The 14,667-nt window shown below is 66.7% G+C and carries 17 protein-coding genes; 11 read left to right on the forward strand and 6 right to left on the reverse strand.

Going from position 1 to position 14,667, the window contains the following annotated elements:
• Positions 1–118: 118 nt before the first annotated feature.
• Genes JOY29_RS01360 through JOY29_RS01380 form a run of 5 tightly spaced genes read left to right on the forward strand, consistent with a single transcriptional unit; the run spans position 119 to position 2,555 of the window.
• Positions 119–445, forward strand: a complete 327-nt coding sequence (locus JOY29_RS01360) for an AtpZ/AtpI family protein (protein WP_300974411.1) — start codon at positions 119–121, stop codon at positions 443–445.
• Positions 445–1,236, forward strand: a complete 792-nt coding sequence (locus JOY29_RS01365; RefSeq protein ID WP_300974412.1) for a F0F1 ATP synthase subunit A — start codon at positions 445–447, stop codon at positions 1,234–1,236. Before JOY29_RS01360 ends, JOY29_RS01365 begins: the two co-directional genes overlap by 1 nt.
• 33 nt (positions 1,237–1,269) lie before the next feature.
• On the forward strand, positions 1,270–1,497 hold the full coding sequence (locus tag JOY29_RS01370; RefSeq protein ID WP_129383163.1) for a F0F1 ATP synthase subunit C: 228 nt from the start codon (positions 1,270–1,272) through the stop codon (positions 1,495–1,497).
• Positions 1,498–1,519: 22 nt separating this feature from the next.
• Positions 1,520–2,014 carry an ATPase gene (locus tag JOY29_RS01375; protein WP_300974413.1) on the forward strand — a complete coding sequence of 165 codons (495 nt, stop codon included), beginning with the start codon at positions 1,520–1,522 and terminating at the stop codon, positions 2,012–2,014.
• A complete protein-coding gene (locus tag JOY29_RS01380; RefSeq protein ID WP_300974414.1) occupies positions 2,007–2,555 on the forward strand; it encodes a F0F1 ATP synthase subunit B in 549 nt (182 codons plus the stop codon). Before JOY29_RS01375 ends, JOY29_RS01380 begins: the two co-directional genes overlap by 8 nt.
• 309 nt (positions 2,556–2,864) lie before the next feature.
• Here JOY29_RS01380 and JOY29_RS01385 read toward each other — a convergent pair whose 3' ends face one another.
• The gene (locus JOY29_RS01385) at positions 2,865–3,131 is read right to left on the reverse strand and encodes a hypothetical protein (protein ID WP_300974415.1); all 267 of its coding nucleotides are present in this window, start codon (positions 3,129–3,131) and stop codon (positions 2,865–2,867) included.
• A gap of 57 nt (positions 3,132–3,188) precedes the next feature.
• Complete coding sequence (paaZ, locus tag JOY29_RS01390; RefSeq protein WP_300974416.1) at positions 3,189–5,213, reverse strand: phenylacetic acid degradation bifunctional protein PaaZ; 2,025 nt, start codon at positions 5,211–5,213, stop codon at positions 3,189–3,191.
• 250 nt (positions 5,214–5,463) lie between these two features.
• Between paaZ and JOY29_RS01395 the strand changes: the two genes are divergently transcribed.
• Complete coding sequence (locus JOY29_RS01395) at positions 5,464–5,970, forward strand: CAP domain-containing protein (protein WP_300974417.1); 507 nt, start codon at positions 5,464–5,466, stop codon at positions 5,968–5,970.
• A 36-nt stretch (positions 5,971–6,006) separates the two neighbouring features.
• Here the strand turns inward: JOY29_RS01395 and paaG are convergent, their stop codons facing one another.
• From paaG to JOY29_RS01410, 3 genes are read right to left on the reverse strand one after another with little or no spacing between them, the layout of a single operon-like run.
• Positions 6,007–6,789 carry a 2-(1,2-epoxy-1,2-dihydrophenyl)acetyl-CoA isomerase PaaG gene (paaG, locus tag JOY29_RS01400; protein ID WP_300974418.1) on the reverse strand — a complete coding sequence of 261 codons (783 nt, stop codon included), beginning with the start codon at positions 6,787–6,789 and terminating at the stop codon, positions 6,007–6,009.
• Positions 6,786–7,055, reverse strand: a complete 270-nt coding sequence (locus JOY29_RS01405; RefSeq protein ID WP_300974419.1) for a PqqD family protein — start codon at positions 7,053–7,055, stop codon at positions 6,786–6,788. The genes paaG and JOY29_RS01405 overlap by 4 nt, the downstream gene beginning before the upstream one ends.
• 17 nt (positions 7,056–7,072) lie before the next feature.
• Positions 7,073–8,866, reverse strand: coding sequence for an ABC transporter transmembrane domain-containing protein (locus JOY29_RS01410; RefSeq protein WP_300974420.1), 1,794 nt, complete (start codon positions 8,864–8,866; stop codon positions 7,073–7,075).
• A 117-nt stretch (positions 8,867–8,983) separates the two neighbouring features.
• On the opposite strand from JOY29_RS01410, the gene JOY29_RS01415 reads away from it, so the two are divergent.
• On the forward strand, positions 8,984–10,204 hold the full coding sequence (locus tag JOY29_RS01415; protein WP_300974421.1) for a polyhydroxyalkanoate depolymerase: 1,221 nt from the start codon (positions 8,984–8,986) through the stop codon (positions 10,202–10,204).
• A 76-nt stretch (positions 10,205–10,280) separates the two neighbouring features.
• Here the strand turns inward: JOY29_RS01415 and JOY29_RS01420 are convergent, their stop codons facing one another.
• Positions 10,281–10,709, reverse strand: a complete 429-nt coding sequence (locus JOY29_RS01420) for a hypothetical protein (RefSeq protein ID WP_300974422.1) — start codon at positions 10,707–10,709, stop codon at positions 10,281–10,283.
• A gap of 163 nt (positions 10,710–10,872) precedes the next feature.
• On the opposite strand from JOY29_RS01420, the gene JOY29_RS01425 reads away from it, so the two are divergent.
• The 4 genes from JOY29_RS01425 to JOY29_RS01440 all read left to right on the forward strand — a co-directional run bounded on the left by JOY29_RS01425 (position 10,873) and on the right by JOY29_RS01440 (position 14,613).
• The gene (locus tag JOY29_RS01425) at positions 10,873–11,994 is read left to right on the forward strand and encodes a glycosyltransferase family 4 protein (protein ID WP_300974423.1); all 1,122 of its coding nucleotides are present in this window, start codon (positions 10,873–10,875) and stop codon (positions 11,992–11,994) included.
• A gap of 9 nt (positions 11,995–12,003) precedes the next feature.
• Positions 12,004–12,786, forward strand: coding sequence for a metallophosphoesterase (locus JOY29_RS01430; protein WP_300974424.1), 783 nt, complete (start codon positions 12,004–12,006; stop codon positions 12,784–12,786).
• A 22-nt stretch (positions 12,787–12,808) separates the two neighbouring features.
• Positions 12,809–13,825: an SDR family oxidoreductase gene (locus JOY29_RS01435; protein WP_300974425.1), complete on the forward strand. Its 1,017-nt coding sequence runs from the start codon at positions 12,809–12,811 to the stop codon at positions 13,823–13,825.
• Positions 13,826–13,917: 92 nt separating this feature from the next.
• Positions 13,918–14,613, forward strand: a complete 696-nt coding sequence (locus JOY29_RS01440) for a polysaccharide biosynthesis/export family protein (protein WP_300974426.1) — start codon at positions 13,918–13,920, stop codon at positions 14,611–14,613.
• Positions 14,614–14,667: the final 54 nt, after the last annotated feature.

The following is a 14,667-nucleotide window of genomic DNA, read 5'->3' on the forward strand; positions in this document are numbered from 1 at the left end:
GCCGGCCCTGCTAAAGGGGCGGCGCCTTGGCGGGCTACTCGCCGCCATGTCCCTTGCCTTACGCGATGTTCGAGCGACGTTTCCGCCGCCCGGCCACGCACATGAAGGAGTGAAGGTCATGGCGGAAGAAGGCCCGCAGCAGAACGACAGGCTTCCTGCCGACGCGCGTCTCGACCGTCTCGAAGAGAGGTTGGCCGAAGCGCAGAAGAAGGAAGCGCTCAGGACCGGCAAGGGACCGGCTCCGGATGCCAATGAGCAGCTGGGGCAGAAGGTTCTCGCCACCCTGATCGGCGGACTGCTCGGCGGCACGCTCATCGGCTGGCTGTTGGACCAGCTGCTGGGGACGTGGCCGATGCTCTTCATCACGCTGATGGTGCTTGGCACCGCCAGCGGTTTTTGGAGCATCATCAAACTGTCGAACGCGAAGAGCAAAAGGGACCGCTAGTGGCCGCCGAATCGGGCAAGATCGATCCGATGCATCAGTTCCAGGTCGAACCCCTGTTCGGCCAGGACTGGCAGATTGCGGGCCACTCGATCGCCTTCACCAACAGCTCGCTGTGGATGCTGTTCACCTTGCTCGCCATCTGGCTGTTCATGCTGGGCGGGATGAAGCGCGAGCTCGTCCCAGGCCGCTGGCAGGTCGCGGTCGAGGGCGTCACCGGCTTCATCACCAACATGATGGAAACGAACATCGGCCCCGCCGGCCGCAAATTCGTTCCCTACGTCTTCTCGCTGTTCATGTTCATCCTGTTCGCGAACATGCTCGGCCTGCTGCCGGTCGGGATCATCCCAGGCGTGCACCCCTTCACCGTGACCAGCCATCTCACCGTTACCGCAGTGCTGGCCGTGGTGTCCTTCTCGATCGTGCTGATCGTCGGCTTAGCCAAGCACGGCTTCCACTTCTTCAGCCTGTTCGTGCCGCACGGCGCGCCCTGGTGGATGTTGCCGATCCTGATCCCGGTCGAGTTCGTCTCGTTCATGGTTCGCCCCTTCAGCCTGGCGCTGCGACTGTTCGTCGCGATGACCGCCGGCCACATCCTGCTGAAGGTGCTTGCGGGCTTCGTCATCAACGGCCTCAATGCCGAGGCTCTGTGGGTCGCCCCGGTGGTGAGCCTGCCCAGCCTCATCCTGATGATCGGCATCAGCGCCCTCGAGCTGCTGGTCGCCGCCATCCAGGCCTATGTCTTCGCGCTGTTGACCAGTCTCTACCTCAACGACGCAATCAATCTTCACTAACCTTTTCAACAAGATACCAAAGGGAGTTTGAACATGGACGCAGAAGCCGCAAAGCTGCTCGGTGCCGGTCTGGCCGCCATCGGCGTCGGCATGGCCGCCCTCGGCGTGGGTAATGTCTTCGGCTCGTTTCTCGAGAGCGCGCTTCGCAACCCGGCCGCCGCCGACAGCCAGCAGGGCCGTCTGTTCATCGGCTTCGCCGCCGCCGAGCTTCTCGGTCTGCTGGCGTTCGTCGTCGCGATGATCCTGCTGTTCGTCGCCTAACACTTACTGACCGGGGTCGGCCGTGCCGCAGATCGCTCAGATCGCCGAAATTTTCGCATCGCAGCTGTTCTGGCTGACGATCACCTTCGGCCTGATCTTCCTTGTCGTGGGTCTCGGTATGGTGCCGAAGATCCAGGGGACGGTCGATCTTCGTGATCAGCGGATCGCGTCCGACCTCGCCACCGCCGCCAGCGCCCGCGAAACCGCGGACCGGCTGGAGGCGGAGCATCGGACCGCGCTCGAGAAGAGCCGGGCCGAGGCTGCCAAGGTCGCTGCCGAGGCCAAGGCCGCATCCGCCCAGGCGAGCGAAGCCCGGGTCAAGGCGGCCGATGCCGCAGCCCAGACGCGAGTTGACGAAGCGATGCGCCGCATCGCGGAAGCGCGTGTCTCGGCCGAAGCGGAAATCGAAGCGGTTGCCGCCGATGCGGCTGCCGCGATGGTGAGCCGCGTCGCGGGTCTCTCCATCGATGAGGGGTCGGCGCGGGCCGCCGTCAAGCAGGAGCTGGTCCGTGGCTGATGAAGTGCAGCGCGAGCTGAACACCGAAGTGCAGGCGGGCGTCGAGCATAACGTCGATCCGAAGGCGCTCGGGTTCGATGCCACCATGCTGGTCGGCCTCGCCATGGCGATCGTCGTCATCCTTCTGGTCTGGAAGAAGGTGCCGGCCGCGATCGGCAGGGCGCTCGACGGCAAGATTGCCGGCATCCGTGCTCAACTCGATGAAGCCGCCGCCCTGCGCGCCGAGGCCGAACAGATCAGGGCCGAATATGAGGCGCGATCCGCCGCCAGCGAAAGCGAGGCAGCGGCCATGCTCGAGCGGGCCCGCCACGAGGCCGAGGCGATCCGCACCAAGGCCGAGGCCGATGCCGCCGCTCTGGTCGAGCGTCGCACCCGCATGGCCGAAGACAAGATCGCGGCCGAGGAGCGCGCCGCGCTCTCCGCTCTCCGCGCCACCGCCGCCGACGCCGCCGCCAAGGCCGCGGCCCGGATCATCGCCGACCGCCATGACGCGGCGACCGACAAGGCGCTGATCGACCAGGCGATCGCTGGCATCCGCTAAGCTTCCGCATTCGGAACTAAAACAGGCCGCTGGAGCGATCCGGCGGCCCTTTTCGTGGCCAGGCCAGAGTCACGAAGTTTCCATGGTCGGCGGGTCCGGCTTCGCGTCCCTTCGCGGCATTTCCCGTGTTCCGCCAAGGGCTTGGACGAGCAAGCGAAGTTGCCACGGCGTGACTTTCCGCGGGGCGGCAGCAAGCAGGAAAACCGAAGGATCAAAGAGCTGGGCGGCCAACCAATCCGGTTATTTGAAAAGGTGAAATCCTACATTGCAAGGCGGACGCCTATGTCTGCTTCGGGTGGAAAGCGGACGTTAGGTTCTGCGTCTAAGTAGGCGATAGAGCAGCACGCCAGTGAACCACCCGCCGATAACTCCAAGCGTTGGCCAAAGCGGTCCGAAGAGGAAGTCGAGCGCACTTGTGGAGGTGAGGGCATCTGGGTTCTGGCTTTGCCACCACCAGATGTAAGCGAACATGGTAACCGGGATGGAAGGCAATAGCACGCAGCCATACTCCGGCTTCGCTAAACCGAAGACCAACCCGAGAACGAAGCCGCCCAATACCCAGATTTCGATAGTCATGCTTGGCGAGCATAGGGCTGCACTGATTGTCCGCAATTGGTCGGAAGCAGGCCGTCGTCAGGGCACGTTCTCCGTCAGAAGATCGTAGGTCGCGACCAGCTCGTCCTTTTGGTTGAAGATCTCGACCGCCCAGCGCACGACGCCCGTTTCTTCGCTTTTCAGCGACTTGGACCGCACCGTCAGCTCCACCCGCATCGAATCGCCCGGATAGAGCGGCGTCAGGAAGCGGAGGTTCTCGAGACCAGTGTTGGCCAGTACGGGACCCGGGTCGGGATCGACGAACAGGCCGGCGGCGAAGCTCAGGATCAGGTAGCCGTGCGCCACCCGGCCCTCGAAGATCGGCGAAGCCTTGGCCGCTTCCTCGTCCATGTGGGCGTAGAAGGTGTCGCCGGTGAAATGGGCGAAATGTTCGATGTCCTCGATGGAGACCGTGCGCGAGGCGGTGCGAAGCGTGTCGCCGATCGACAGCTCGTTCATGCGCTTGCGGAAAGGATGGGAGTCGATGACGTGCTTGGGGCCGCCGGGAATATACTGGCTGGTGACCGCCGCAATCATCGCCGGCGAGCCCTGCAGTGCGGTGCGCTGCATGTAGTGGGTGACGCCGCGGATGCCGCCCATCTCCTCGCCGCCGCCCGCGCGTCCTGGACCGCCGTGGACGAGGACGGGAAGGGGCGAGCCGTGGCCAGTCGAGTCCTTGCCGCTCACGCGGTCGATGACGAGCATCCGCCCGTGGAAGGCACCGGCACCGAGGATGAAGTCGCGTGCGGCGTCGCCCGAATGGGTGAAGAGCGACAGCGCGAGGCTGCCCTTACCGCGGTTCGCCAGCCTCACCGCATCGCCGAGATCGGCATAGGGCATGACCGTGGCGACCGGCCCGAAGGGCTCGACATCGTGGACCGCCTCGCAGGCCCAGGGATCGTCGGTCCGCAGAAGGACGGGCGACATGAAGGCACCGCCGCCAGGGCCGATGACGCCATCGAGATCGCCGGCGGCGATGCGCGCACCGGCGGCGGTGATGGCGGCAACGGCTTCCCGGACGCTGTCGCGTTGCGCTTGACTGACGAGCGCGCCCATATCGGTTTCCTTCGCGCGCGGGTCGCCGACCGACAGACTGGCGAGTCTCGCCGCGATCGCCTGTTCGGCGTCGTCGAGGTAGTCGGAAGGGACCATGGCGCGGCGGATGGCGGTGCACTTCTGCCCCGCCTTAACCGTCATTTCGTTGACGACTTCGGCGACGAACAGGTCGAACTCGGGCGTCCCCGGGGCCGCGTCGGGGCCGAGGACCGAGGCATTGAGGCTGTCCTGCTCGGCGATGAACTTGACGCTTTCGCGCTGGATGACCGGATGGCTTCGCAGCTTGAGCGCGGTCTGGGCCGAGCCGGTGAAGCTGACGACATCCTGGCCGGTCAGATGGTCGAACAGGTCACCAACTCCGCCGACCACCAGCTGCGCGGCGCCGGGCGGAAGGATACCGGCCTCGATCATCACCCGGAACGCCGCCTCGGCAAGCCAAGCGGTGGCGCTGGCCGGCTTCACGATGGCCGGAACGCCCGCAAGCAGGGCGGGGGCGAGCTTCTCCAGCATTCCCCAGATTGGGAAGTTGAAGGCGTTGATGTGGACGGCGACGCCCTGCAGCGAGGTGTAGACGTGCTGGCCCTGGAACAGGCCGCTCTTGCTCAGCGGCTCGAGCTGGCCGTCGAGCAGGACATGAGCATCGGGCAGCTCGCGGCGGCCCTTGCTGGAGAAACTGAGGAGGGTGCCGGCGCCGCCTTCGATGTCGATCCAGCCATCCTTGCGAGTCGCCCCGGTCGCATAGTTGAGCGCGTACAGCTCCTCCTTGCGGGCGAGGATGGCGAGGCCGAGCGCCTTCAGCATGCGCGCGCGCTCGTGGAAGGTCAGGGCGCGCAGCGCCGGCCCGCCGACGTCGCGGGCGAAGCGGGCCATGGCTCCGAAGTCGAGGCCGCCCGAGCCGGTGAGGGCGACGGCCGATCCGTCGATGGCGCTCGGAAGTTCGGTCAGGCTGGCGGCGTCGCCGGGCGTCCATTCACCGCGTGCGAAGTTGAGGAGCTGCTGGGTCTTCATCGGGCTGCTCCGGGCAGAGAAAAGAAAATTCGGGTAGTCGTCCACTTCGTCCAGTTTGCCCTTCTTGTCCATTTCACCATAGGAAAAGGGGCGAGGACGGGGGTCGTATCGGGGCCAGGCATCGCTTGGGCGATGACGGCTGAAAGCCTATTGTTCAAGCCTTGCAGCGCCGCGCCGCGGTCATGTGTTGACGTGTCGCTAACCATCTATGGTGGCGAGGCATTCAGCCGGGCCGACGATGCTCCGCCCCATGAGCCTCGCACTGCTTCTTGCCGCGTCGGCCAATGCGCTGACCCCGACCTTGCCGCCGCGCCGGACGGACGATCTCGCCCGGCGAATGCTGGTCGTGCACAACCAGGCGAGGGCGGAAGTGGGCGCGCCGCCGCTGCAGTGGGACGAGGGCCTAGCGCAGAGCGCCGCCAGCTACGGACCGCGCCTCGCCGCGCTCGGCCGGCTGGTCCATTCCCCACGCGAGGATCGGCCCGGTCAGCGCGAGAACCTGGCGATGGACCTCGACTGGCGCGGCACGCCCGAGAGCATGGCAACCATGTGGGTGGACGAGAAGAGCCTGTTCGTGCCCGGCACCTTCCCGGAGGTGACCCGGACGGGGCGCTGGGAGGATGTCGCCCATTACACGCAGATGATCTGGAAGGGCACGACCCATGTCGGCTGCGCCATCCATGACGAGAAGGGCTGGCGCTACCTGATCTGCCGCTATTCGCCGCCGGGCAACCGGGACGGGAACGTCGTTCCTTAAGCTGACGGTCGCTCGTGCTGAGCGGTCCGGACGAAATCAACAGCCTCTGTAGGTGGCCGGTCTCTTCTCAAGGAAGGCCGCGACGCCTTCCCGATAATCCTCGGTGAAGCCCAGCCGGCGCATCTCGTCCCGCTGAAGGTCGAGTTCCTGGTCAAGGGTGCGCTCGCCGCTGGTGCGGACGATCCGTTTGATGGCGGCAAGGCCAAGCGGGGGCAGGGACGCGAGCTTCCTCGCCAGGGCGTCCACTTCGGCGTCTAGCGCTTCGTCGTCGACGCATTTCCAGATTAAGCCCCAGTCGGCGGCCTTCTCCGCCGGCAGCGGCTCGGCGGTGAGGGCGAGGCCGAGGGCGCGGGCCTGGCCGACGAGGCGGGGCAGGTGCCAGCTTCCGCCACTGTCGGGGATCAGGCCCAGGTTGGCGAAGCTCTGGATAAACCTTGCTGATCGCCCCGCGACAACCAGGTCGCAGGCGAGCGCGACGTTGGCGCCGGCACCGGCGGCAACGCCGTTGACACGCGCGATGACCGGCTGGCTCATGGTGGCGAGACGGCGGATGAGCGGGTTCCAGCTCTGCTCAACCGTCTCGCCGAGGTCGACCGCCTGACCTGGCGCGACCGCGCGATCGTTGAGGTCCTGGCCGGCGCAGAAGCCGCGCCCGGCACCGGTCAGCACGACGACGCGCGCGCTTCCTTCGACCCGGTCGAGCGCTTCGCGGAGTTCGGCGTGCATGGCGGCGGTAAAGCTGTTCAGCCGGTCGGGCCGGTTGAGCGTGATCCGGGCGACGCCGCCGTCTTCGTCGACGAGAATGGTGGGTTCGTTCATGCTTCGACCTTCTCGATCAGTCCTTCGGCCTCGAGCTGGCCGAGCAGCTCCGCCACGTCCGCTTCGCACTCCTCAGGATCGACGTCGAACCGTTCGAGGAGGTCGGCGACAATCTCGCTGATGCTCCGGGCGCGGTCGAGAAGTTTCCAGACGCTGGCGCTCACCCCTTCCATGCCGAAGGCGAAGCCGCGAACAGCCTGCAGCGCCACCACATCCTCGCCGACGTCGGCGGACAGGGCATCGGGGGAATGGCGGAAGCGGGTCATGGCACGAAAGTCCGGTGTCAGGCCGCGGCGTCAAACTGAAGTCGGGCGAGGCGCGCGTAAAGTCCGCCCCGCGCTGTGAGGCTTGCGTGGGTGCCTTCCTCGACGATCCGGCCTTCGTCCATGACGATGATCCGGTCGGCGGCGCGGACGGTCGCGAGACGGTGGGCGATGACGACGGTGGTGCGGTTTTCCATCAGTCGTTCCAACGCTTCCTGCACCGATGCCTCGCTTTCCGCATCGAGGGCGCTGGTGGCCTCGTCAAGGAGAAGCAGGGGACTGTCCCGGAGCAGGGCACGGGCGATGGCGATGCGCTGGCGCTGGCCGCCGGACAGGCGGGCGCCGCCTTCTCCAAGGAAGGTATCGTAGCCGTCCGGCATGGCGGCGAGGAAGTCGTGGGCGTTGGCGGCGCGGGCGGCGGCCTGGATCTCGTCCTCGCTCGCTTCCCAGCGGCCGTAGCGGAGATTGTCGCGGGCACTGGCGGCGAAGATGACCGTCTCCTGCGGCACCAGCGCGATCCGGCGGCGAAGCTCGGCGGGGTCGCAGTCGCGCACGTCGACGCCATCGAACGAAATCGCGCCGCCCTGCGGATCGTAGAAGCGCAGCGCGAGCTGGAAGAGGGTCGACTTGCCCGCGCCCGAGGGGCCGACCACGGCGACGGTCTCCCCCGCGGCGACGGCAAGGGTGAGACCGTGGAGGGCCTTGGAATCCGGCCGTGTCGGATAGCGGAACTCGACATTGTCGAAGGCGAGCGACCCGCGCGGCGGGACGGGCAGTGTGGCCGGAATGGCGGGGGCCCTGATCTCCGCCTTCGCCGCGATCAGCTCGGCGATGCGGCCGGCCGCGCCCGACGCGCGCAGCAGGTCGCCATAGACTTCGGACAAGGCCGCAAAGGCGCCGCCCACCAGCAGGCCGGTGAAGACGAAGGCAGCGATGTCGCCGCCGGTCATGCGTCCCGCAGCGACGTCGATCGCGCCTTCCCAGATGACCAGCACAATGGCGCTGGTGAACATGCCGATGAGGAGCACGGTCATCACCGCGCGCAGGCGGATGCGGGTAAGGGCGGTACCGAAGGCGCGCTCGACCGTGTCGGAGAAGCGGGCCTCTTCGCGCTGTTCCTGGCCGAACGCCTGGACGATCTTCATCGCGCCCAGCACTTCGCTGACGTTGGAGCCGACGTCGGCGACACGATCCTGGCTGGCGCGCGACAGCTTGCTGATGCGGCGGCCGAACAGGATGATCGGGCCGAACAGCAATGGAATGGCGACGAGCAGCAGTCCGGCGAGCTTGGGGCTCAGCACGAACAGGTAGATGACCCCACCGACGCCGGTGACGAAATTCCTCAGCGCGAAGGAGATGGAGCTTCCGACCACCTGCTCGAGGATGGCCGTGTCGGCGGTCAGGCGCGAGGCGATCTCGCTCGGGCGGTTCTCTTCGAAGAAGCGGGGCGGAAGCGTGAGGAGGTTGCGCTGCACCTGCCGGCGGAGGTCGGCGACGGTCCGCTCGCCGAGCCATGAGACGAAGTAGAAGCGAAAACCGGTGGCGAGCGCCAGCACCAGCACGATCATCAGCAGATACTGGAACGCCTCGCCGACCGCGGCGCTGCTGACCGAGCCGTCGGTGAAGCCGCGGTCGATGACCTCCTTGAAGCCGCGCGGGATGGCGAGGGTCGCGGCCGAGCTGATCGCCAGGAAGAAGAGGGCGGCGACGATCCGGCCGGGGTAGCGGGCAGCGGCGCGATAGACGAGCGCCAGGTTGCCGAGGCTCTTGCCCTGCGGCTTGTCGTCGTCGTCGCTGCGCTTGTCTCTCGCCATGGCGCGCGACGGGTAGCAGGGGAGGTGAGGCGGATAAAGGGCAGGGCGCGGCCCTCTTGCAAGCGGACCCTTTCCGAGCCATGCCGGTTGTCCCGGGGAAGGGAACTTACAAAGTCGATGCTCTACGACGCCTATGAAGTGCAGCGGTCCTGGCTGGCCGGTGCAAGCCAACTCGCCAACCTTTCCGCCAACTGGCTGAACAGCACCGCCAACCCCTTGAGCTATCACGGGATGAGCGGGATCGTGGCGGCGAGCCTCGACGTCTTTGCCCATGCCGCCGCGCCGCGCGGCAAGCCGGCGTTCGGAATCGAGAGGGTGACCCTCGACGGGGCCGAGCTTCCCGTCCGCGAGGAGATTGTCGACCGGCTGCCGTTCGGCCAGCTCAAGCACTTCGTGAAGGAAGGCGCGCCGGAGGGGCAGCCCCGGCTGCTGATCGTGGCCCCGATGTCGGGTCATTTCGCGACCCTGCTGCGCGGCACGGTCGAGCGGCTGCTGCCCGGCCATGACGTCTTCATCACCGACTGGCGCGACGCCAAGCTGGTGTCGATGAAGGAGGGCGGCTTCGACCTCGACGACTATATCGACTACCTCGTCCGCTGGCTGGACCGCATCGGTCCGGGCGCGCACATGCTGGCGGTGTGCCAGCCGAGCGTGCCCGCCTTTGCCGCCACGGCAATCATGAACGCCGACAACCATCCGGCGACCCCGAAGAGCCTGACCATGATGGGTGGGCCGGTCGACACGCGCGAGGCGCCGACGGCGGTCAACACGCTGGCGACCGAGCGGCCCCACGCCTGGTTCCAGCAGAATGTCGTCTGCACCGTGCCCAGCATGTATCCGGGCCAGGGGCGGCGGGTCTATCCGGGCTTCCTGCAACTCGCCGGCTTCATGACCATGAACCTCGGCTCGCACCTCATCAGCCACTGGGAGATGTTCAAGCATCTGGTCGAGGGGGACGACGAGAGCGCCGACGCGACGCGCGCCTTCTACGACGAATATCGTTCGGTCTGCGACATGACGGCCGAATTCTACCTCCAGACGGTGGACGTGGTGTTCCAGCGCCACCTCTTGCCCAAAGGCGAGATGATGCATCGCGGGCGGCGGGTCGATCCGGGCGCGATCACCAAGACGGCGCTGCTGGCGATCGAAGGCGAGCGGGATGATATCTCGGGTGTTGGCCAGACCAAGGCGGCGCTCAAGGTGGCGACAGCGCTGAACCCTGAAGACAAGAAGTATCATCTTGCCAAGGGCGTCGGCCATTACGGCATCTTCAACGGCCGCAAGTGGCGCGAGAAGATCGCGCCGGTGGTCGAGCGCTTCATCGCCGACCACGACTGAGCAGATATCAAAGGGGCCGGCTTCGCAGATCGCGGAGCCGGCCCTTCTCGTATGCTGTTTCCGGTCGTAGGGACGCTCAGGCCGGGCTGATGGCGATCAGGTCGCCCTCGTCCTCATCGTTCGAAAGCAGAAGCGCGGCGAGGCCGCCGACGACTGCAAGGCCGGCGAGCAGCGGCAGGATTGCAAAACCGTTGCCGGTTGCAATCGGGGCTGGCGCGCCGAGCGGGGCGGCTTCGGCCTGCGGCGGCGGAACGGGAGCGTCGGTCGCCGGAAGCACGCAGCCCGGCGCACCCTGCGCGGCGTTGGCGGCCATCGAGGCGGCGGCGCCGGCAGCAGAGGACCCGCACAGCGCCTGGCTCGATGCCGGGGAGGCAAAGGCGCTGAGCGCTGCCCACGGGCTGTAGCTGGCGGCCTGAGGGACGCGTGCGGCGGCCGCAGCAGGTGCCGAGGCGAGCAGGCTGGCGCAGCTCAATCCCACGAGCGGGCTGAAGCGACGAAAATTCATGAATACCCCCTTCACGGCTGCTGAATGAACAAGGCCGTCCTCCACGCTCTAACCACAGAAGGCCTCCAGAGTTGCAACCAATGCGGATTGATTGTCGCCAAGGTGGCATCCATGCCGCCAGTGCGGCTTGAAAGTCACGGCGGCGCCTCTAAGCGCTCGCATCGTGACGAAGGCTCCGCTTCTCCTGGTCGGCAACAGCAGCTGGAACCTGGCGCACCAGCGTGCCGGTCTGATCCGGGGTCTGACGAAGCACAGAGAATGGTCGCTCGAGGCGGTCGTGCCGGACGGAGACGTGCCGGTCGGCGCGCTACCGACCTATCGCATTCCGCTGTCGCCTGACGGCACCGCGCCACTGGCCGAACTGCGCAGCGTGGCGGCGCTGATCGCGATCATGCGGCAGGTGCGTCCGGCGGCGGTGCTCGGCTTCACGCCCAAGGGCAACATCTATGCCGGCCTGGCGGCGCGGGCGACCGGGACGCCCTTCCTGCCGAATGTATCGGGTCTCGGAACCGGCTTCATTCGCGGCGGGCTTCTGCTCAAGGTACAGGCGGCACTCTACCGCGAGGCGTTCCGGCCGGCGCCGACCGTCTTCTTCCAGAACCGCGACGATGCGGCGCTGTTCGAGCGCATGGGACTGGTGCGCGCCGCGCAGGTGCGGTTGATTCCGGGTTCGGGAGTCGATTGCGACGCCTTCCGCCCGCAGCCCTTGCCTTCGCGGGCCGAGGGAGAGGCGAAGCTGCTGTTCGTCGGGCGGCTGCTGGGCGACAAGGGCGTTCGGGAATTGGCCGGAGCGATGCGGCTGCTGAAGCCGCGCTTCCCCAAACTCGAACTGACCTTGCTCGGGCCGCAAGGAGCCGCCAACCGGACGGCCGTTGGTGCCGAGGAACTGCAGGGCTGGATCGGCGAGGGCCTGCTGAGCCATGCGGGCGAGACGAGCGACGTGCGGCCGTTCATCGCCAGGGCCGATGCCGTCGTCCTGCCTTCCTATCGGGAGGGCATGCCGCGGGCCCTGCTCGAGGCGGCGGCGATGGGCCGGCCCCTGCTGGCGTCGGACGTGCCAGGATGCCGCGAGATCGTTCGGGACGGGGTGAACGGGCTGTCGTTCGACGTCCGCTCGGTCGAGGCGCTGGCGGCAGCGATCGAGCATTTCCTTGGCGCATCGGCAGAGCAGCGGACTATCTGGGCGAAGGCGTCCCGGTCCATTGCCGAGCGGGAGTATGACGAGCGGCTGGTGGTCGACGCCTATCGCGAGGCGCTCATCGCGTTGACAGGAAAAGCGGGTTAGGCGCGCGCGATGCTCCGCCGCTTCTTCTCCTCCGCCCGCGCGCCGGCTCGCGGCAAGACCGGTTGGCGCGCCTATGTGGTGGGCGACGTCCACGGCCGCCTCGATCTGCTCGACGATCTGCTGGTGCGGATCGCCGCCGACCATGGCGGTCGTCCGCCAGCGCACGGCCTGCTGGCATTCGTCGGCGACCTCATCGATCGCGGACCGGACAGCGCCGGGGTGATCGAGCGCATCCGCACCCTCAAGCTGACGGGTTTCCGCATCGTGGCGCTGGCTGGCAATCATGAAGAGGTGCTGCTGCAGATCCTCGCCGGGGACCACCGGCAGGTGACGGGTTGGCTGCGCTTCGGCGGGGCCGAGGCGCTGGCGAGCTATGGCGTGGACGCGGACGCTCTGGCCGCGCTGGCGCCGAAAGAGGCGCAGGCGGAGATCGCCAGAGGCATTCCCGGCGAGCATCGAGCCTTTCTCGAGCAGCTCGGCGATACCCTGCGCTTCGGCGATTATCTGATCGTACATGCGGGCATCAGGCCCGGCGTGCCGCTCGAGCAGCAGGTGCTGGCCGACCTTCGCTGGATCCGCGAGCCGTTCCTGTCCGATACGCGCGACCATGGCGCGACGATCGTCCATGGCCATACAATCGCCGATCGCGTCGAAGCGGTCGGGTCGCGGATCGGAATCGACACGGGTGCCTATGCGACGGGTCGGCTGACCGCGCTGGCGATCGAAGGCGATCGCAAATGGCTGATCGACACGGTCGACGGCATGCATGAAGGAGATCTCAATCGTGTTTGACCGCTTGCTTTCGGTGTCTGCATTGGCTGCGCACACTGACGAGCTGCGCACGCGACCGCGACGCTGGCTGGTAACCGGTGCAGCCGGCTTCATCGGCTCCAACATCGTTGAGGCGCTGCTCCGCCTCGACCAGCAGGTGGTCGGCCTCGACAATTTCGCCACCGGCCACCAGCGCAACATCGACGAGCTGCTAGCGGCAGTCGAGCCGGCGCAGGCGGCGCGGTTCCGATTGATCGTCGGCGACATTCGGGACCGAGAGACCTGTGCCGCCGCCTGCGCTCAGGCCGACATCGTGCTCCACCAGGCGGCGCTCGGTTCGGTCCCGCGTTCGCTCGCCGACCCGGCCACCAGCCATGACGTCAACGTCACCGGCTTCATCAACATGCTCGACGCGGCACGGCGGGCCGGCATCTCTCGCTTCGTCTATGCCGCTTCGTCCAGCACCTATGGGGACGAGCCCAACCTTCCGAAGCGCGAGGACAGGATCGGCAATCCGCTCTCGCCCTACGCGGCGACCAAACTGGTCAATGAAATCTATGCTGCCGTCTATGCGCGCAGCTATGGCTTGCGCGCGACAGGGCTTCGCTACTTCAACGTCTTCGGCCCCCGGCAGGACCCGAACGGCCCCTATGCCGCGGTGATTCCGAAATGGCTGGACGCGCTGGTCGCCGGGGAGGCCGTCACGATCAACGGCGATGGCGAGACCAGCCGCGACTTCTGCTTCGTCGCCAATGCGGTGCAGGCGAACCTGCTTGCCGCGCTCGCGCCTGATGAGGTGCAGGGCGAGGTGTTCAATGTCGCCGTCGGCGATCGCACCAGCCTCAACCGGCTGTTCGCCTTGCTCAAGGCCGGGCTGGCGGAGCATGGACATGAGCGCGACGCCGAGCCTGTCCATGCCGAGTTCCGGGCCGGGGATGTCCGGCACAGCGAGGCGGACATCACCAAGGCGCGCCAACTGCTCGGCTACGATCCGACGCATGATGTCGTGACCGGCATCAACCAGGCCTTGCCCTGGTATCTCTCTCGGGGCAGGGCATGACCGGAATGGCCTTTTGATGACCCGGTTGTTGGATTATGGATGAACATGGGGCGCGGGAAGGTTTTCGGGGGAGCGGGAAGGTTTTCAGAACGATGAATCGCAGCCAAATTCTGTCGATGGCAAGCGTCGCGGCCGGCGCCCTGCTGGTGGTTGGCTGCGCAGACAAGCCCGGCGGCCCGATCCCCTACAATGTCGCACTGGCTCCGCCCGACCAGCCGAAGGCGCTGGCATTGGAGCAGAATTACCGCATCGCGCCGCTCGACACGCTGACCGTCAACGTGTTCCGGCAGAAGGATCTGTCCGGCGACTATGAGGTCGACCTGACCGGCCACATCAGCATGCCACTGATCGGCAGTGTCGAGGCGGCCGACCTGACGCCCGCCCAGCTCGATCAGAAGCTGACTGAAGTCTATGGCCGGAAATACCTGGTCAATCCCGACATCGCTGTTGGCGTAAAGGCGTCGACCCGCCGGAGCGTGACGGTCGACGGCGCGGTGAAGCAGAGTGGCTCCTTCCCGATCAACGGTCCGCTCAGCCTGCTGCAGGCGATCGCCTTGTCGGGCGGGGCGTCGGAGGATGCCAACCTGCGCCGGGTGGCGGTGTTCCGAACGGTCAACGGCGAACGTCAGGCAGCCGCCTTCGATCTGCAGCAGATTCGCCGCGGGCAATCGCCCGACCCGGCAGTCTATCCCGGCGACATCATCGTCGTCGACGGTTCGGGCGTGAAGCAGACGCAGAAGCAGATTCTCAACAACATTCCGATCCTGTCGATCTTCCGTCCCTTCTAGACCATTGATTTTTGAGCGTTTGCGGCCATTGACGCCCGGGCAACCGCAAAGGAC

This window comes from Sphingomonas sp. LHG3406-1, assembly GCF_029637485.1.
GTDB lineage: Bacteria > Pseudomonadota > Alphaproteobacteria > Sphingomonadales > Sphingomonadaceae > Sphingomicrobium.